General features: G+C 60.1%; 20 protein-coding genes. 10 read left to right on the top strand and 10 right to left on the bottom strand.

The window, feature by feature from the left end:
• Positions 1-151: 151 nt before the first annotated feature.
• Positions 152-583 carry an OsmC family protein gene (locus tag ICY20_RS08830; protein WP_010207768.1) on the bottom strand — a complete coding sequence of 144 codons (432 nt, stop codon included), beginning with the start codon at positions 581-583 and terminating at the stop codon, positions 152-154.
• A gap of 218 nt (positions 584-801) precedes the next feature.
• Between ICY20_RS08830 and ICY20_RS08825 the strand changes: the two genes are divergently transcribed.
• The gene (locus tag ICY20_RS08825; RefSeq protein ID WP_194937295.1) at positions 802-1,803 is read left to right on the top strand and encodes an LLM class flavin-dependent oxidoreductase; all 1,002 of its coding nucleotides are present in this window, start codon (positions 802-804) and stop codon (positions 1,801-1,803) included.
• A gap of 150 nt (positions 1,804-1,953) precedes the next feature.
• Here ICY20_RS08825 and ICY20_RS08820 read toward each other — a convergent pair whose 3' ends face one another.
• Both ICY20_RS08820 and ICY20_RS08815 read right to left on the bottom strand, forming a co-directional pair.
• On the bottom strand, positions 1,954-2,178 hold the full coding sequence (locus ICY20_RS08820) for a DUF1161 domain-containing protein (RefSeq protein WP_159961910.1): 225 nt from the start codon (positions 2,176-2,178) through the stop codon (positions 1,954-1,956).
• Positions 2,179-2,294: 116 nt separating this feature from the next.
• Entirely contained in the window at positions 2,295-2,510 is a 216-nt protein-coding gene (locus tag ICY20_RS08815; protein ID WP_122485358.1) for a dodecin, read from the bottom strand.
• A gap of 155 nt (positions 2,511-2,665) precedes the next feature.
• Here ICY20_RS08815 and ICY20_RS08810 point away from each other — a divergent pair, with 155 nt between their 5' ends.
• Positions 2,666-2,992, top strand: a complete 327-nt coding sequence (locus ICY20_RS08810; RefSeq protein ID WP_003170746.1) for a DUF883 family protein — start codon at positions 2,666-2,668, stop codon at positions 2,990-2,992.
• On the opposite strand, the gene ICY20_RS08805 is transcribed toward ICY20_RS08810, so the two are convergent.
• Positions 2,989-3,885, bottom strand: coding sequence for a LysR family transcriptional regulator (locus ICY20_RS08805; protein WP_194937294.1), 897 nt, complete (start codon positions 3,883-3,885; stop codon positions 2,989-2,991). The genes ICY20_RS08810 and ICY20_RS08805 overlap by 4 nt on opposite strands.
• Positions 3,886-3,995: 110 nt before the next feature.
• Between ICY20_RS08805 and trpB the strand changes: the two genes are divergently transcribed.
• The 5 genes from trpB to ICY20_RS08780 all read left to right on the top strand — a co-directional run bounded on the left by trpB (position 3,996) and on the right by ICY20_RS08780 (position 8,058).
• Positions 3,996-5,222 (top strand): tryptophan synthase subunit beta, encoded by a 1,227-nt coding sequence (gene trpB / locus ICY20_RS08800; protein WP_159961912.1) that lies wholly within the window; start codon positions 3,996-3,998, stop codon positions 5,220-5,222.
• The gene (gene trpA, locus ICY20_RS08795) at positions 5,222-6,031 is read left to right on the top strand and encodes a tryptophan synthase subunit alpha (RefSeq protein WP_159961913.1); all 810 of its coding nucleotides are present in this window, start codon (positions 5,222-5,224) and stop codon (positions 6,029-6,031) included. Before trpB ends, trpA begins: the two co-directional genes overlap by 1 nt.
• Before the next feature lie 200 nt (positions 6,032-6,231).
• Complete coding sequence (locus ICY20_RS08790) at positions 6,232-6,894, top strand: hypothetical protein (RefSeq protein WP_159961914.1); 663 nt, start codon at positions 6,232-6,234, stop codon at positions 6,892-6,894.
• 35 nt (positions 6,895-6,929) lie between these two features.
• Positions 6,930-7,478 carry a hypothetical protein gene (locus ICY20_RS08785; RefSeq protein ID WP_159961915.1) on the top strand — a complete coding sequence of 183 codons (549 nt, stop codon included), beginning with the start codon at positions 6,930-6,932 and terminating at the stop codon, positions 7,476-7,478.
• 136 nt (positions 7,479-7,614) lie between these two features.
• Positions 7,615-8,058 carry an anti-virulence regulator CigR family protein gene (locus ICY20_RS08780; protein WP_159961916.1) on the top strand — a complete coding sequence of 148 codons (444 nt, stop codon included), beginning with the start codon at positions 7,615-7,617 and terminating at the stop codon, positions 8,056-8,058.
• 60 nt (positions 8,059-8,118) lie between these two features.
• Here ICY20_RS08780 and ICY20_RS08775 read toward each other — a convergent pair whose 3' ends face one another.
• From ICY20_RS08775 to ICY20_RS08750, 6 genes are all read right to left on the bottom strand, one after another.
• Positions 8,119-9,429, bottom strand: a complete 1,311-nt coding sequence (locus tag ICY20_RS08775) for an MFS transporter (RefSeq protein ID WP_194937293.1) — start codon at positions 9,427-9,429, stop codon at positions 8,119-8,121.
• Positions 9,430-9,608: 179 nt separating this feature from the next.
• On the bottom strand, positions 9,609-10,757 hold the full coding sequence (gene dgoD / locus ICY20_RS08770) for a galactonate dehydratase (RefSeq protein ID WP_194937292.1): 1,149 nt from the start codon (positions 10,755-10,757) through the stop codon (positions 9,609-9,611).
• Between the two features lie 48 nt (positions 10,758-10,805).
• Complete coding sequence (locus ICY20_RS08765) at positions 10,806-11,426, bottom strand: 2-dehydro-3-deoxy-6-phosphogalactonate aldolase (protein WP_194937291.1); 621 nt, start codon at positions 11,424-11,426, stop codon at positions 10,806-10,808.
• 1 nt (position 11,427) lies between these two features.
• Positions 11,428-12,387, bottom strand: a complete 960-nt coding sequence (locus tag ICY20_RS08760; protein ID WP_194937290.1) for a 2-dehydro-3-deoxygalactonokinase — start codon at positions 12,385-12,387, stop codon at positions 11,428-11,430.
• A gap of 96 nt (positions 12,388-12,483) precedes the next feature.
• Complete coding sequence (locus ICY20_RS08755; protein WP_194937289.1) at positions 12,484-12,813, bottom strand: DOPA 4,5-dioxygenase family protein; 330 nt, start codon at positions 12,811-12,813, stop codon at positions 12,484-12,486.
• A gap of 31 nt (positions 12,814-12,844) precedes the next feature.
• A complete protein-coding gene (locus tag ICY20_RS08750; protein WP_194937288.1) occupies positions 12,845-13,795 on the bottom strand; it encodes a choline sulfate utilization transcriptional regulator in 951 nt (316 codons plus the stop codon).
• Positions 13,796-13,898: 103 nt separating this feature from the next.
• Here ICY20_RS08750 and betC point away from each other — a divergent pair, with 103 nt between their 5' ends.
• From betC to ICY20_RS08735, 3 genes are all read left to right on the top strand, one after another.
• A complete protein-coding gene (gene betC / locus ICY20_RS08745) occupies positions 13,899-15,413 on the top strand; it encodes a choline-sulfatase (RefSeq protein ID WP_194937287.1) in 1,515 nt (504 codons plus the stop codon).
• Positions 15,414-15,428: 15 nt separating this feature from the next.
• Positions 15,429-16,343: a choline ABC transporter substrate-binding protein gene (gene choX, locus ICY20_RS08740; RefSeq protein ID WP_159961923.1), complete on the top strand. Its 915-nt coding sequence runs from the start codon at positions 15,429-15,431 to the stop codon at positions 16,341-16,343.
• Between the two features lie 158 nt (positions 16,344-16,501).
• On the top strand, positions 16,502-18,070 hold the full coding sequence (locus ICY20_RS08735; protein WP_194937286.1) for a SulP family inorganic anion transporter: 1,569 nt from the start codon (positions 16,502-16,504) through the stop codon (positions 18,068-18,070).
• Positions 18,071-18,141: the final 71 nt, after the last annotated feature.

Genomic DNA, 18,141 nt, shown 5'->3' with positions numbered 1-18,141 from the left:
AAACGCGAGTTCTGATTTAACGCAGAACTAAATGTGGGAGGGGGCTTGCTCCCGATAGCAGTGGGTCAGCCAACAACTATCTAGCTGATCCACCGCTATCGGGGGCAAGCCCCCTCCCACACTGCCCTGTTTACACAACAGTCTTGCGGCGTTAGTTGACCAGGGTCGCATCCAGGCTGATTTTCGCATTCAGCACCTTGGACACCGGGCACCCTTCCTTGGCCTTCTTGCTCAGCTCATCGAACTGCGCCTGGCTCGCGCCGGGGATCTTGGCTTTCAAAATCAAATGCACGGCCGTGATCGCAAAACCACCGTCAACCTGGTCTAGCGTCACTTCTGCCTGGGTATCAATGCTGTCAGCCTTAAGCCCGGCGTCGCCCAAAATCATGGAGAACGCCATGGAGAAGCAGCCAGCATGGGCCGCGCCGATCAGTTCTTCCGGGTTGGTGCCCTTGCCACCTTCGAAACGAGCCTTGAAGCCGTAGGGCGCTTCGCGCAGCACGCCGGTTTCCGTAGAAATGGAGCCCAGACCCGTCTTCAGATCACCTTCCCAATGCGCGGATGCCTTTTTAACAATACTCATAGCTTTCTCCTCGAACGGTGGTTTTGCGTCAGTAAGGGTTCTGAGGATAGTCGGCCTGGCAAAGTTCATCTTGTCGGAGAAACCTAGCGATCTAGTAGGAAATTTCCCAGCTGGCTATTGAATCTCGGGTATATGCCCTCATTGCATAGAGCATGCACATGAAGCGGCAGGTTTTGGTTCGTCTTAAAAGCCTGCGGCCCCCTTGGAGAAGCAGGCTTATGAAATCGCTGTCCGACGTAAAGTTCTCGACCCTCGACCTGGTGCCCGTGCGCGCCAACGGCAGCACGGCGCAGTCGCTGCGCAATTCCCTGGACCTGGCCCAGCACGTCGAAAAGTTTGGCTACAACCGTTTCTGGGTGGCTGAACACCACAATATGGATGGCATCGCCAGTTCCGCCACCTCGGTGTTGCTGGGTTACCTGGCCGGCGGCACGTCGACGATTCGCGTTGGCTCCGGTGGCGTGATGCTGCCCAATCACGCGCCGTTGGTAATCGCCGAACAGTTCGGCACCCTGGAAAGTCTCTACCCCGGTCGTATCGACCTGGGCCTAGGCCGCGCCCCCGGTTCCGACCAAATGACCGCCCGTGCCCTGCGCCGTGAGCGCTCCGGCAGCGCCGACGATTTCCCCGAGGACGTGGCCGAGCTGATGGCCTACCTGGGCCCACGCACGCCTGACCAACGGGTGATCGCCGTTCCGGGCACCGGCACCAACGTACCGGTGTGGCTGCTGGGTTCCAGCCTGTTCAGCGCCCAGCTGGCGGGCGAACGCGGCTTGCCCTACGCCTTCGCCTCCCATTTCGCACCACGCCTGATGCATGAGGCGATTCGCGTATACCGCAATCACTTCAAGCCTTCGGCCGTATTGGATAAACCCTACGTGATGCTGGGTATTCCGCTGGTAGCGGCAGACACCGACGATCAGGCCGATTACCTGGCCACCTCGGTTTACCAGCGGATTCTCGCGCTAATGCGCGGGCAAAGCCTGGTGCAGCGCCCGCCAGTAAAAACCATGGATGGCCTGTGGCTGCCCCATGAAAAAGACGCCGTGGGCAGCTTCCTCGGCCTGGCGATGGTGGGCAGCCCGGCGAAGATCCGCGCCAAACTGGAAGTACTGATCGAGCAGACGGGTGCCGACGAGTTGATCTTTACGTCTGACCTGTACGAGCACGCCGACCGGATTCGTTCCTACGAGCTGTTGGCGCAGTTGATGAAGGGCTAAACCCCAGGCAAAAAAACGACGCACCTGTGGCGAGGGAGCTTGCTCCCGCTGGGCTGCGTAGCGGCCCCAAAATCTTGGGAGCGCTGCGCACTCCAGCGGGAGCAAGCTCCCTCGCCACAAGTGCGTCGTTTCAATGTGTGAAGCACGGGTTTAACCGCGCTTGTAGACGATTTCCTTGGTGCCACCTTCGCAACTGCCGACCACTTTCGCGTCGGTAGAAGCACCTTTATCCACCACTTCCAGCGAATAACCCGAAGCGCCATTGGCATCGATTTTCGCCGCAATCTCGCTTTTCAGCTCTTCACAAGGCTTGCCCGCCGCCAGGGCTGTACCCGCAATGCTCAACAAACCTAACGCTAACAAAAACTTCTTCATCCGTTACTTTCCTTGCGCTGATCTAAAAGAGCGTGCCGACGCTTGTGGCGTCGGCACCCATTGGTTGTAGCGCAGGTTATGGCAATCGGCCAGTCGGCAAAGTTCAACCGGTGCGATCAGCTACTGGCGATTCGGAACCCCACCTTGAGGGTGACCTGGAAGTGCGCCGCCTTGCCGTCTTTGATGTGGCCGCGGGTTTCAGTCACCTCGAACCATTCCAAGTGTTTGATGCTCTTGTGGGCTTCGGCCAGTGCATTGTTGATCGCATCTTCGATGGTGGTAGTCGACGAGCCAACCAGTTCGACTTTCTTGTACGTGTGATGATCACTCATGGCAGTTCTCCTAAGGGTCGTGAATCAAGCGTAGCAGTCAATCTCGTACTGCTTCTGGCGGCCGTTGCTACGTGAAAGTTCAGATTTACTGCACTTTCTGAAACGGCCGCAGTCGGTATCTACACACGCCACTCAATCACTTCAGGAGAGTCCACATGGCCAACACTTCTTTACGCAAAGCGTCACTGGAAAGCATGGAAGCCGAGATTTCGAGCCTGCTCAAGTCGCTGGAAAGCCTCAAGGACGATGCATCTGACGAGTCGCGCAAGACCTTGAAGGCCCTGAAAAGCAATGCCGAGAATGCCCTTAAACATTCCCGCCATCTGATCAGCGATGCCTACGAAGAAAGCAAAGTCAAAATCCGCGAAACCGGTGTTGCAACCCGGGACTACGCACAAGAACACCCGTGGACTACAGCCGGTGTTGCCGTAGGCGCGCTGGGTCTGCTGGCCGCTTACCTGCTGTGCAAACGCGGTGACTAAACCGGCTCGCGCAAAAGCTCTGCCTTGAGCCAATGCGCCAGCTGCTGAGCGCGCCCGTCTGCGGCGCGCTTGGGTAGCCATAACGCCAGGTGCGCCGGGGTTTCGCTGAAACCCCACGGCGCTACCAGGCGACCGGCGCGCAAGTCCTCGGCCACCAGCGGCTCGGGTGCAATCGCCACTCCCAACCCCGCTACCGCTGCCTCCAGCAAATAGTACAAATGCTCAAACCCCTGGCCGTGCTTCAACGTACCGGGCTCGATGCCGTGTCGCTGTGCCCAGATGGGCCAGGCTTGCGGGCGTGAGGTAGTGTGCAGCAACGCTTCACCGCACAACGCTTGGGCAGGCGCCAGGCGCAAGCGCTCGTAACCGGCGAAACGCGGGCTCATCACCGGGCCGATGCGTTCGCTGGCCAACTCATACACTTGCATATCCGCCGGCCACGGAGGCTCGGCAAATACCAGCAACGCGTCCAGGCCGGGGCGCCTCGGGTCAAGATCGCCATCACCCGCCGACAGATGCAGACGCAAGTCCGACAGATCCGCATTCAACCGCCCCAAGCGCGGAATCAACCAGCGCGCCAGCAGGCTGCCGGAGCAACCGAGTACAAACGGCGCATTGGCGCTGCTCTGAGTCAGCTCGGCACACACATCGCGTAAACGCTCGAATGCGTCGGCGCTGGCGTCCCGCAAACGAATACCTGCATCTGTGAGTTTAAGGCCGCGCCCCTCCTTGATGAAAAGGCTCAGCCCCAAGTGTTCTTCCAGCACCTTCAATTGACGGCTCACTGCACCGTGGGTCACGTGCAGTTGCTCAGCCGCCTGGCTGACGCTGTTAAGCCGCGCGGTAGCTTCAAACGCACGCAGGGCATTGAGGGGGGGAAGGTCTCGGCTCATCTGTGAGTTTTCCTGACAGGTTGCGGCGATCTTATCGGTTTTCAGCCCAGAGCGCGAAGGGTAGAGTGGCCGTCATTGCCATTCAAACACCGTCTTTCCTGGAGCGTCCCATGACTCAGTCCCAGACCGATCTACGCAACGGCCCTGACGCCAACGGCCTGTTTGGCGCGTTCGGCGGCCGTTACGTCGCTGAAACCCTGATGCCGTTGATTCTCGATTTGGCCCGTGAATACGAAGCGGCCAAAGAAGATCCTGCATTCAAAGAAGAACTGGCCTACTTCCAGCGTGACTACGTCGGCCGCCCGAGCCCACTGTATTTCGCCGAGCGCCTGACTGAGTTCTGCGGTGGCGCCAAGATCTACCTCAAGCGCGAAGAGCTGAACCACACCGGCGCGCATAAGATCAACAACTGCATCGGCCAGATCCTGCTGGCACGGCGCATGGGCAAAAAACGCATCATCGCCGAGACCGGCGCCGGCATGCACGGCGTAGCCACCGCCACCGTTGCCGCACGCTTTGGCCTGCAATGCGTGATCTACATGGGCACCACTGACATCGAGCGCCAGCAGGCCAACGTGTTCCGCATGAAGCTGCTGGGTGCCGAGGTGATCCCGGTAGTCGCCGGCACCGGCACCCTGAAAGACGCGATGAACGAAGCGCTGCGCGACTGGGTGACCAACGTCGACGACACCTTCTACCTGATCGGCACCGTGGCCGGCCCACACCCGTACCCAGCGATGGTGCGCGACTTCCAGGCCGTGATCGGCAAGGAAACCCGCACCCAACTGCAAGCCCAGGAAGGCCGCCTGCCGGACAGCCTGGTGGCGTGCATCGGCGGTGGTTCCAACGCCATGGGCCTGTTCCACCCGTTCCTCGACGACACGAGCGTGGAAATCATCGGCGTTGAAGCGGCTGGCCACGGTATCGAAACCGGCAAACATGCGGCCAGCCTCAACGGCGGCGTACCCGGCGTGCTGCACGGCAACCGCACCTTCCTGCTACAAGACGACGATGGCCAGATCATCGACGCCCACTCGATTTCCGCAGGCCTGGACTACCCAGGCATCGGCCCGGAACACGCCTGGTTGCATGACATCGGCCGCGTCCAGTACACCTCGGTGACCGACGACGAAGCGCTCGACGCCTTCCACAAATGCTGCCGCCTGGAAGGGATTATTCCTGCCCTGGAAAGCGCCCACGCCCTGGCCGAAGTGTTCAAACGCGCACCGGCTTTGCCGAAAGATCACCTGATGGTGGTCAACCTGTCCGGCCGTGGCGACAAAGACATGCAGACCGTGATGCACCACATGGAAACCGCACAGCAGGAGAAACACTGATGAGCCGCCTGCAAACTCGCTTCGAGCAACTTAAAGAACAAAACCGCGCCGCCCTGGTGACCTTCATCACCGCCGGCGACCCGGGCTACGACACCTCCCTGGCGATTCTCAAAGGCTTGCCAGCGGCTGGCGCCGACGTGATCGAGCTGGGCATGCCCTTCACCGACCCGATGGCCGACGGCCCGGCGATTCAGTTGGCCAACATCCGCGCCCTGGAAGCCAAGCAGAACCTGCTCAAAACCCTGCAGATGGTTCGCGAGTTCCGCAAAGACAACAACGACACGCCGCTGGTGCTGATGGGCTACTTCAACCCGATCCACAAATATGGCGTGCCGAAGTTCATCACCGACGCCAAGGAAGCGGGCGTTGACGGCCTGATCGTGGTCGACATGCCGCCTGAGCATAACGGCGAGTTGTGCGACCCGGCCCAGGCTGCCGGTATCGACTTTATCCGCCTGACCACGCCAACCACCGACGACGTGCGCCTGCCGACCGTGCTCAACGGCAGCTCCGGCTTTGTGTACTACGTGTCGGTGGCCGGTGTGACCGGTGCCGGTGCCGCCACCCTGGAACACGTCGAAGAGGCGGTGGCTCGCCTGCGTCGGCATACCGACCTGCCGATCAGCATCGGCTTTGGTATCCGCACCCCGGAACAAGCAGCGGCCATCGCACGTTTGGCAGACGGCGTGGTGGTAGGTTCGGCACTGATCGATCACATCGCCAATGCGAAAAATGATCAGCAAGCCATCGATGGGGTGTTGGGCCTGTGCGCCGAGCTGTCGCAAGGTGTGCGTAACGCACGCGCCTAGCGCATTCAAGAAGGGGGTTCGGGCGAACTTGAACCCTCTTTCCTGATTAAAAATCCTCACCCAACCGCTAATGAAAAGATTTCACTGACTGACGCACAGTCTTACGGCAAATCACGACGTCGGCTGCACCCGTATTTTTAGCCCTCATTGATAATCCTTCGGCGAACTTTGGTTCTACAACCGCCAGAAAGGAAACGTTGATGATGACGATCAGTACTGCCTCGCCCAGTTTCGCCGTACCCAATACCGCTTCGCTCCCTCCTTCTACCTCTGCGCCACCCGCGCATGAAACGTCCTTCGCTACGCAGGCACGCCAGCACGCGCAAAGCCTCAACAATCTATCCAAACACTTGAACAACTCCCCACACCAGGAGGGTTACCTGCGCTTCTCCCCGGAAAAGGGCTGGAAGTTCAGCCCCAACATGAGCCTGCGGGACAAACTGCATCTACGGGATGCCGGTTTTTCAAAAGCGGCTATCAACCCCGCCGATATGAAACTCGTCAAACCGGGTGAAAAGATCGCGCTGAGCACGCTTGCGAACCGATTGGAAAAACAAATGGTCAGCGCCTCGAACCTGCTCAATACACTGGAGCCTGCCGCGACGACGCCCCCTATTGCCAAGCCACGTAAAAGCGCGCCGGCAGCGAATGTGCAAAAACCTGCCACGACCCCTCGTACAGTATTCCCCAGTGCCTTGTCGCCTGACCTCCCGATTCCTGCACCGCGTTCGGATTTGCCGAAATTTCGCAACGTGAATGAAGGAGCAGAGCAGCGGCTCTCCAGCGCCTCTAATGAGCAGGCTACGCCCTCGGTCATGTCACGTGCGCATGCTTGGGAAAATCAGATCCTGACAGGTCGGTAACTCTTCCCCCTGAACCCGCAATCATTCGAGGTCCTATGCCAATCACTTCCTATCATCAACAACCTACCGTCCAGGCAAAAGTTGATTTATATACCGATCAGAAAAACTCCATTGAAGCCCGAGTAAAGAGCTTGGAAAACGCCCAAACCAGTATTGGCGGCAACCCGTCACAGGCGACCAAGTTCAGCAACGAAAGCGCCAGGGCGACTGCCGAACTCTCGCGCAAAAACAAATCGGCAGGCTATTTGCGCCAACGCAGTGACAAGACCCCAAGACTGACGCGCCACATGGGTTTGAGCGTACGCGCAACCCGCATGATCGATGGTTTGTTTGGCAGCAATCTGTCCGCAAAAAGTTCGACGTTTGATGGTGGATTTCGCAAAGCGCTGCGGGACGCAGAACAACTCAACCCTAATATGCGCACGTTGGTAGACAGCCCCTACAAAAAGATCACGACCGACCAGTTTGCTGGTATTGGTGACAAACGCGCGATAAACCAAAACCTCAAAGAACAGGGTAAAGAACTCAATTTAACGCTAGAGAAACTTGCCAGTTGGGAGAGGCTTTTAAAACAGCCGGCGTAAGGCACTCGTCAACGCGAGGTAAAGTTCCTGATACAAAGGAATCAAGTGCAGAACCCATAGCCTAAATGGCAAGACCCAGGGATTTCGAACCTCGTTCGAAATCCCTTTTTTGCTTATGCGCCCTGAGGAACACCCGATGAAACTATCCAAATCGATAATTGCAGGCCTTGGCGTGCTGGTGCTTGGCACCAGTGCCCTGGTGCACGCCGCGCCGAATGATCAGGGCGGCCCTGACCGGGGAGGCCCTCAGGGCCAGCACGAGCAACCCCGTGGTGACGACCATCGCGCGCCCCAGGCCAAAGGCCGTGGCGGCCCACCTCAGGACTTCGGCCCGGTGCGTCAGGTGATCCGCGATAACCATGACCGGTTCTCCCGTGGCGCACCGCCACCGCGCAATGTGCGCCTGGTACGCGGCCAGCCGCTGCCACCCGGCTACTACGGCGAGCGCCTGGACCGCCGCGCCCTGGAGCGCCTGCCGGTGTATCAAGGTTACGAATGGCGCCGTTCGGGGCCGGATGTGGTGTTGATTGCTGTGGGCACCGGCATCGTCTACGAGATTCTCGATGGCGTGCTGAACTGAAGACTGCCCCTGTGGCGCGGGAGCTTGCTCCCTCGCCACAACAAGCGCCCCTGCCACAGGTTATTCGTTGAGTTCGATGCGCTCGACCTTACCTACCAACAAGATGTAGGAAAGCGCCCCAAGCAGCGCCAGCACCGCGATGTAGGTAATCGCCGGCGCAAACGAATCACCGCTGGCCAAAAACCCGATCACAATCGGCGTGGCAATCGCCGCCAAGTTGCCGATGAAGTTGAACACCCCACCCGTCAGCCCCAACAAGCGCGCAGGTGCCAGGGTCGAGACCAGCGACCAGGTGATCGACGCCAGGCCATTGCCAAAAAACGCGACCGCCAGGAACGCAATCACCCACGCCGTCGAGTCCACGTAGTTGGCGCCGATGATCGCCGTGGAAATCAGCAGCCCGCCAATAATCGGCAGCTTGCGCGCAAAGCCCACCGATGCGCCGCGACGAATCAGCCAGTCAGAAAAAATCCCGCTGCACAGCACGCCGACAAACGCCGCGAGGAAGGGCAGTGACGCCAGCAGGCCGGACTTGATGAAGTCCATGCCGCGGTATTTCACCAGGTAGGTCGGGAACCACGTCAGGAAAAACCACAGCGTAGAGTTCAGACAGAACTGGCCCAGGTAAATGCCCCAGAGCTTGCGCTTGCTCAGCACAATCCCTAAATCGACCCAACTGAACGGCGCTTTGACGGCTTTTTCCTGCATATCCACCAAGCCGCCACCGTCGCGGATCAGTTGGATTTCCGCCGCGTTCGCGCCTTTGAAATCCTTGGGCTCGCGGTACACCGCGTACCAGATGGCCGCCCACAAAATGCCCACGCCGCCAGTGACTACAAACACCATGTGCCAGCCGTAGTAGTGCTGCAGCCAGGCCAGCACCGGCGTAAGAAACGCCAGCCCGACAAATTGCCCGGAGGTGTAGAAGCCAATCGCGGTGGCGCGCTCGCGCTCGGGGAACCACGTGGTGACTACGCGACTGTTGATCGGGTAGGCCGGTGCTTCCAGCGCGCCCACTGCCATTCGCAACACGAACAGCGCGATAAAGCTGGCGGCGAAGCCGAGCATCACGGTGGCAATGGACCACAACAGCAGGGCAGCGGTGTAAAGAATGCGCGGCGGCACGCGGTCTACCAGCCAGCCGCCGGGGATCTGCATGGCGGCGTAGGTCCAGCCGAAGGCGGAGAAAATCAGGCCCACATGAACCGGGTCGATACCCAATTCACTGGTGAGCGCCGGTGCGGCAATCGACAGGTTGCTGCGGTCGAGGTAATTGATGACCACGGTGATAAACAGCAGCACCATGATGAAATAGCGCTTTCGAGTAGGCGTGACTAAAGACGCCTGGCCGGTGAGGGGTTCAGGATGCATGGGGTGCCTCTTCTTATGTTTATTGAGGTCTGGAACGGATCTGACTGAAGAAACCAGGATCAAACTGTGGGAGCTGGCTTGCCTGCGATAGCGGTGTCTCAGTGCCAGATGTGCAAGCTGACACACCGCTATCGCAGGCAAGCCAGCTCCCACACCGACCGCGTTTCTTTAATTCAATATCACCACTCGGCGAAGCTGCCGTCGGCGTGGCGCCAGATCGGGTTGCGCCAGCGATGTCCTATGGCCGCGCGTTCGATCACGTATTCCTCGTTGATCTCGATGCCCAGGCCCGGCCCGTTGGGGATCTTCACAAAGCCTTTGTCGTAGTCAAAAACTTGCGGGTCTTTCACATAATCGAGCAAGTCATTGCTCTCGTTGTAGTGAATGCCCAGGCTTTGCTCCTGGATAAACGCGTTGTAGCAAACCGCGTCCAATTGCAGGCACGCCGCCAGCGCAATCGGGCCCAGCGGGCAGTGCAGGGCCAGCGCCACGTCGTAGGCTTCGGCCATGTTGGCGATCTTGCGGGTTTCGGTGATGCCGCCGGCGTGGGAGGCATCCGGCTGGATGATGTCGACGTAGCCTTCGCTGAGCACGCGTTTGAAGTCCCAGCGCGAGAACAGGCGCTCGCCCAACGCAATGGGCGTGCTGGTCAGCGGTGCCAGCTCTTTGAGGGCTTCGTAGTTTTCGCTGAGCACCGGCTCTTCGATAAACATCAGTTTGTAAGGGTCCAGCTCTTTCATCAGCACCTTGGCCATGGGCTTGTGTACCCGGCCATGGAAGTCGACGCCGATACCGACGTTGGGGCCCACCGCATCACGCACGGCTGCGACGTTGGCCAGGGCCAGGTCGACTTTTTCGAAGCTATCGACGAACTGCAATTCTTCGGTGCCGTTCATTTTTACTGCCGTGAAACCACGGGCCACGGCTTCTTTGGCAGCGCGGGCAGTGTCGGCAGGGCGGTCGCCACCGATCCACGAATACACGCGAATCTTGTCGCGCACCTGGCCACCCAGCAGATCGCTGACGGACACGCCGAGGGACTTGCCCTTGATGTCCCACAACGCCTGGTCGATGCCGGCGAGGGCGCTCATGTGCACGGCGCCGCCACGGTAGAAGCCGCCGCGATACAACACCGTCCAGATATCTTCGATATTGCGTGGGTCTTTGCCGATCAGGTAGTCGGACAATTCTTCAACGGCAGCAGCAACCGTGTGGGCGCGGCCTTCGACCACGGGCTCACCCCAGCCGGTCACGCCCTGGTCGGTTTCGACCTTAAGGAAGCACCAGCGCGGTGGGACGATAAAGGTCGTCAGTTTGGTGATTTTCATCTGTTATCTCTCTTATAGATGCGGCGCCTGTGGGCGCAAGACTTGATATCAGCTCAGGGCTTTCCAGGCGGCGACATAAGCCTGGGCGCGGCTCGCTACCTGATCCACTGTCATACCCGGTTTGAACAAACCGGAACCCAGCCCGAACCCTTTGGCGCCGGCGTCGATAAACACCTGCATGTTGTCCGGGGTAATGCCGCCCACTGGCAGCAGCAACGTGCCCGCCGGCAATACGGCCAGCCACGCCTTGATCACCGCCGGGCCCATTTGCTCGGCGGGAAACAGCTTCAAGACGTCGGCGCCTTCGGCCAGCGCCGCAAAGGCTTCGGTCGGCGTGGCCACACCCGGCGACAGGAACAGGCCCGCAGCTTTCGCGGCGCGCAACACCTTGGCATCGCTGTGGGGCATCACGATCACCTGGCCGCCTGCCGCTTTCACCTGCTCGACCTGCTCCGGCGTCAACACCGTGCCGGCACCGATCAGGCAATCGGCGGGCAGGCTGTCGCGCAGGTTGCGGATGCTGGTGTAAGGGTCTGGCGAATTGAGCGGTACTTCGATGACGCGAAATCCAGCGTCGTACAACACCTGGCCGACCGCTTGGGCTTCGTCCGGGCGAATGCCGCGCAGGATGGCGATCAAACCGTTTTGCGCGAGTGCTTGCTTGAGCATGTCAGGCCTCCGATACAGGTTGAGTGAGCCCGGCAGCCACGGCCAGTTGCCACAGGCCACGCGCGGTGGCTTCCTGCGCCAGGCTGACATGGGCGAAGCCGCAAAGGGCGAGGGCGCGTTGATAGCGGGCACATAGGGGCGCTGCGCCGACCAGAATGATCGGCTGCTGTTGGGCACGCTCCGGCAGGCCGGCGAGTTCATGTCCGATCAGCAGGCCGGAGAGATAGTCAGGCTGCTGCTCGGGGGAAAGTTCAGTGGTGAGGCCGAGGGTACGGGCGCTGAACAAGGTCGACAGCAGGCCGCGCTGGCCGTCCTTGGAGAGCGCCACGTGCACGCCTCGGTCAAACGCTTCAGCCTGCAATTGCTCGGAAATCTTTTGGGTACGCCCCAGAATGCTGTGTTTGCTCAATACCGCAAACACCTCGCCCGTCATGAAGGTGTCGAAGTGGGTGATGCAGCCATCGACCACCTCAACCCACTTGGAATGACTGCCCGGCAGGCCGATCAACACCTCGGCGCCAAGCCCTTGCAGCACCCCCAGCACCTGGGTTTCTTCGCCACGCATCACGTTGGGCAGACCGACCTGCTCGATGACACCCGGCACGATATGCACCTCCACGCCACGCAGACTGCGCACGCGGTGCAGCGCCTGGCCGAGGCTGGCGACGTCGACGGGGGTATTGCGGTAGGCCGCTTCGCTCCAGCCTTGGGCGCTGCCGACCATGCCGCAGGCAATCACCGGTAGGCCCGGCTGGGCATCGAGCCAATCGCCGCAGGCTGTATCGAAGGCCAGTTCAAAGCCATCGCTGCAGCGCACACCGGCGATGTCCCGGGGCTCGGTGGGCAAATGCATGATCCCCGACGCGAGCGAGCGTTGCTCGAGCACCACGCCGGTGGGGCCGAGTTTGTAAGCACGAAGGGAGCTGGTCCCCCAATCGAGCGCGATCAAATGCGCCTGCATCGCTTCACCTGAGTTTTGAGCGGATGCGGCGAATATAAACCTACGCGCGAGAAAGTCTCAATATATAAATATCAATCCCATATTTAGGGACGGAATTTAAGAAAATACTGACAGGTTCAGTTCACGCATGGCCCCCATCCAGATCGCATAGTCGGTGTGATCTTTAAGGTCATCACCCGTATCGGGGTGTAGGAACACCACCAACCCATCGCGATGAATCACCAGCCAGGGCAGCACCACGCCGATGTATTCGGCATCGAACGCCAGTTGGCAGCTCCAATCGGGGTGCGGGCCCACTGGCTTTTCGTGCACACGGCCCATGCGCAGCGGGAAGAGTTTGGCGGCGTCTTCGCAAAGGGTGCGCGCCTGGTCGATGGTGCTTGCGTCGAAATAGACATGGGCGTGGTAGCCCTTGATACGTTGCATGACGGACTCCGGATCCAATATGGGCCAAATCCTAGACCGCAATCGATGGCAGGGCCAGCCCGGTCAACGACTGCGCGCTACTGGCTTGCTCGGCCAACAGCCACTCGACAAACCGCTCCACCAACTGCCCCCGGCGTTTGCGCTGGGGCTGCACCACGTAATAGCCGAAGCGCGAGACCACTGTGTCGCTGAACGGCCGGCACAGCCAGTTCTGCTCCAGCAGGTTATCCACCAGGTGGCGCCAGCCAATGGCCACGCCTTGGCCAGCAATCGCCGCCTGGATCAGCAGGGTGTAGTTGTCGAAACGCAGTTGGCCGGGAGTGGGCGCGGCGCTGATACCCAACTCGCGAAACACGCCGCTCCAGTCGAACCATTGGCTGTTGTTTTCCTGGCGCAGGTGCAGCAACGGGTAGTCATGCAAATTTTGTACAGTCAGTGGTGTGGCCTGTGCCTTGAGCCACTGCGGGCTACACACCGGGAACACTTCCTCATTAAACAACCACAGGCTCTCGCCCTGTTTGAAGCGACCGTCGCCGAACAGCACGGCCACGTCGATATCGCTGCGCAGGGTCGCGTGGTTGCGCTCGCTGGTCACCAGGCTCACATCCACTTGGGGGTTGGCTTGGTGGAAGCGATGCAAACGCGGCATCAGCCAATAGGCGGCGAAGGCGAAGTCGGTGGCCACTTGCAGCACTTCGTGTTGGTCCTGCTGAGTGATGGCGCTGAGGCCTTGGTTGATGCTCTGCAACCCCCCTTGCACATGCTCGAACAACAGGGCGCCGGCGTCGGTCAGCTCGATGCCGCGGTAGATGCGATCAAACAGGCGAATCGCCAACTGTTCTTCCAGGCGCTTGATCTGCTGGCTGATAGCCGGCTGGGTCGTGCCAAGCTCCATCGCGGCAGCGGTAAAGCTGCGATGGCGCGCGGCCGCCTCAAAGGCGCGCAGCAGATCGAGGGACACATCGCCAAGGGCTTCATACATAAGCTGGGCTTATCCTAGACATTGCTTTTCATGGGCTTTACCCCATTTTGCATGGGCTGCATGCTCATTCGCATAAACACCGCCTATGGAATGCCGAAGACTCATGAAGCGCAAGAACATTCTTTTCATCATGGCCGATCAAATGGCCGCGCCGATGCTTCCGTTCTACGGATCTTCCCCTATCAAGCTGCCCAATCTCAGCCGCCTGGCTGCGCAAGGCGTGGTGTTCGATGCCGCCTACTGCAACAGCCCGCTGTGCGCGCCGTCGCGCTTCACATTGGTAAGCGGCCAGTTGCCGAGCAAGATCGGGGCCTACGACAACGCGGCGGATTTCCCCGCCGATGTGCCCACTTATGCCCACTACCTGCGACGCCTCGGCTACCGCACCGCGCTGTCGGGCAAGATGCACTTTTGCGGGCCAGACCAACTGCACGGCTACGAAGAACGCCTGACCAGCGACATCTACCCCGCCGACTACGGCTGGGCGGTGAACTGGGACGAACCAGACGTGCGCCCAACCTGGTACCACAACATGTCCTCGGTGCTGCAAGCCGGCCCGTGCGTGCGCACCAACCAGCTGGATTTCGACGAAGAGGTGGTGTTCAAGGCCCAGCAGTATCTGTTCGACCATATCCGCGAGGACGGCGACCAGCCGTTCTGCCTGACCGTGTCGATGACCCATCCCCACGACCCTTACACGATTCCCAAGCCGTTCTGGGATTTGTACGACGACGCCGACATCCCTTTGCCCACAACACCTGCGCAACGTGATCTCGACCCGCACTCCCAGCGCCTGCTCAAGGTCTACGACCTGTGGGACAAGCCGCTGCCTGTGGATAAGATCCGCGACGCGCGCCGGGCCTATTTCGGCGCGTGCAGCTACATCGACAGCAATGTCGGCAAGCTGCTGCAAACCCTGGAAGACACGGGCCTGGCCGACGACACCATCATCGTGTTCTCCGGCGACCATGGCGACATGCTCGGCGAGCGCGGCCTCTGGTACAAAATGCACTGGTTTGAAATGGCTGCCCGCGTGCCGCTGCTGGTCAGTGCGCCGGGGCAGTTTGCGGCGAGCCGCGTCAGCAAAGCCGTTTCCACCGCCGACCTGCTGCCAACCCTGGTGGAACTGGCCGGCGGCGAACTCGACCCACGTCTGCCGCTGGACGGCCGCTCGCTGGTCCCGCACTTGCAAGGGCAGGGCGGGCACGACGAAGTGTTTGGCGAATACATGGCCGAAGGCACCATCAGCCCGCTGATGATGATTCGCCGAGGCGCCTACAAATTCATCTACAGCGAAGACGACCCTTGTCTACTGTTCGATGTACACAACGACCCACGGGAGCAGGAAGAGCTGAGCCAGTCGCCGCAACATCGGGTGCTGTTCGATGCGTTCCTGGACGAGGCGCGGGCCAAATGGGACATCCCGGCGATCCACCAGCAGGTGCTCGCCAGCCAACGCCGCCGCCGTCTGGTGTTTGAAGCACTGACCCAAGGCAAGCTGAAGAGCTGGGACCACCAGCCACTGGTAGACGCCAGTCAGCAATACATGCGCAACCATATCGACCTCGACGACCTGGAGCGCAAGGCACGTTATCCACAACCCTGCCAAAACCAATAACACTGAGGGAAGGCCATGCAAAAGTTAACCGTGGTACTTGGAATGTTGGCGCTGGGCAGCGCCAATGTGTACGCCGATACGAGTTGTGACACGGTAAAGATGGCCGATCCCGGCTGGAGCGATATCGCCGCCACCAATGCCATCACCGGTTTTTTGCTGACGGGCATGGGCTACAAGGCCAAGGTCGACACCCTGGCGGTGCCGATTACCTTTGGCGGGCTCAAGGACGGCCAGGTGGATGTGTTTCTCGGCAACTGGATGCCGGCGCAGCAGGGTTTCTACGACAAGTTCGTGGCCAATGGCGATGTGGTGCAACTGGCCAAGAACCTCGACGGCACCGAGTTCACCCTCGCCGTGCCCGACTACGTGTGGGACGCCGGGGTGCATGATTTTGCCGACCTGAACAAATATGCCGACAAGTTCGACAAAAAGATCTACGGCATCGGCTCCGGCGCGCCGGCCAATATCTCGTTGCAAGAGATCATCAAGAAGAACGACTTCGACCTCGGCCAGTGGAAGCTGATCGAGTCCAGCGAACAAGCGATGCTCGCCGAAGTGTCGCGGGCCGTTAAAAAGCAGAAGTTCGTGACCTTCCTCGGCTGGACCCCGCACCCGATGAACGTGCAGTTGAAAATGCACTACCTCAAAGGGGGCGAGAAGTATTTTGGGGATACCGGCAGCGTGTACACCTTGACCCGCAAGGGTTATGCACAAGCCTGCCCGAATGTAGGGAAATTGCTGACCAACCTGAGTTTTACCCAGGAGATGGAGAACGCAATCATGGCTGAAGTGGCCAATAACAAGGTCAGCAATGCCGATGCGGCAAAGGCGTGGATCAAGGCCAATCCGGCGGTGTTGGATAAGTGGCTTGAGGGTGTGAAGACGGTGGATGGCAAGGAGGCATTGCCCGCAGTAAAAGCCAAACTCTAATACTTGATGCAATCCAAATGTGGGAGGGGGCTTGCCCCCGATAGCGGTGTGTCAGCCAACCTTTTGCTAGCTGGCAGACTGCAATCGGGGGCAAGCCCCCTCCCACAGGGTTCCGAATGTACTGATATTCTGCGGCAAACCTTCAAACCGAGACCCTGATGCCCCGGCCCAACCGCCACACTCTCTTCCCCTTCCTCAGCTGGCTCCCGCGCCAAACCCGCGCCAGCGTCGGGCGGGATGCCATCGTCGGCTTAAGCGGCGCTGTTCTGGCGTTGCCGCAATCCATTGCCTACGCACTGATCGCCGGTCTCCCACCGGAATACGGCCTGTATGCCGCCATTATCCCGGTGCTGATCGCCTGCCTGTGGGGCTCCTCCTGGCACCTGATCTGCGGTCCTACGGCAGCAATTTCCATCGTGTTGTACGCCAGTGTCAGTCCGTTGGCCGTACCCGGTTCGCAGGACTACATCACGCTGATCCTGTTGCTCACATTCCTTGCGGGTATTTTCCAGTGGCTACTGGGCATGCTGCGCTTCGGGGCGCTGGTGAATTTCGTCTCTCATTCGGTGGTGCTGGGCTTTACCCTGGGCGCCGCCGTGGTGATCGCGTTGGGGCAAGTCCCCAACTTGCTGGGGCTGGATTTACCGAGCCAAGCCACGGCGATCAAGAGCTTGCTGGCCCTTATCGACCATGCAGGGGAATGGGACCACGCCTCGCTCGCCCTTGGGCTTGGCACTTTGCTCGTGGGCGCGCTGCTTAAATACCTCGTACCCCGCTGGCCGACCTTGTTGATCGCACTGACACTCGGCAGCCTGGTGGCCTGGCTGTGGCCGTCGATGTTCGGGCACGTGACGCTGGTCAGCTCGTTCATCGGCAAGTTGCCGCCGTTTAGCCCGCTGCCGATGGACCTGGACATGATCCTGCGCCTGCTACCCAGCGCCGTGGCGGTAGGCATGCTGGGGCTGGTCACCAGCCTGTCGATTGCGCGCTCGTTGTCGGCCCGTTCGCAGCAGTTGCTCGACGCCAACCAGGAAGTTCGTGCGCAGGGCTTATCCAATATCGTTGGCGGATTCTTCTCCGGGTACTTGTCGGCCGGTTCGTTCACCCGCTCCGGGCTCAGCTATGAGGCGGGCGCCTGCTCGCCGTTGGCCGGGGTGTTTTCGGCGCTGTGGGTGGCGTTGTTTGCGTTGTTTGGCGCGGCGTTGATCGCCCATATACCGATCCCGAGCATGGCGGCGAGCATCCTGCTGATCAGTTGGGGGCTGGTGGACCGTCGCGGTATCCGCGCGTTGTTCCGCGTGAGCCGCGCCGAGTTTGCGGTGATGGCCCTGACCTGCATCGCCACCTTATTGCTGGAGCTGCAAACGGCGATTTATGCGGGGGTGTTGGCGTCGTTGTTTTTCTACCTCAAGCGCACCTCACAGCCGCGGGTGCAGCAATGGCGTGATGGGGATGAGGATGTGCTGCGGGTGGGGGGCTCGATCTTCTTTGGCGCCAGCCATTACCTGCAAGTGCGTCTGCAACGGTTGCAGGGCGAACGCGTGGTGATCGAGGCGCAGCAGATCAACTTTATCGATTATTCCGGGGTGGAGATGTTGCACCAGGAGGCGCGCAGGTTGCGGGGGTTGGGGCGCAGTTTGACGTTGCGCAGGGCCAGGCCGCAGGTGGTTGAAGAGCTGAAAAAGTTGGAAGGGCCCGACAACTGCCCCCTGCATTTCGAAGACTGAAATGCGGTTAAAACTGTGGGAGGGGGCTTGCTCCCGATGGCGGTGGTTCAGTCAAGAATTACTCAACTGAA

It is taken from the genome of Pseudomonas pisciculturae (genome assembly GCF_015461805.1).
GTDB classification, from domain to species: domain Bacteria; phylum Pseudomonadota; class Gammaproteobacteria; order Pseudomonadales; family Pseudomonadaceae; genus Aquipseudomonas; species Aquipseudomonas pisciculturae.
The sequence above is the reverse complement of the archived record's forward strand: the minus strand, read 5'-3'. Positions and strand labels throughout refer to the sequence as shown.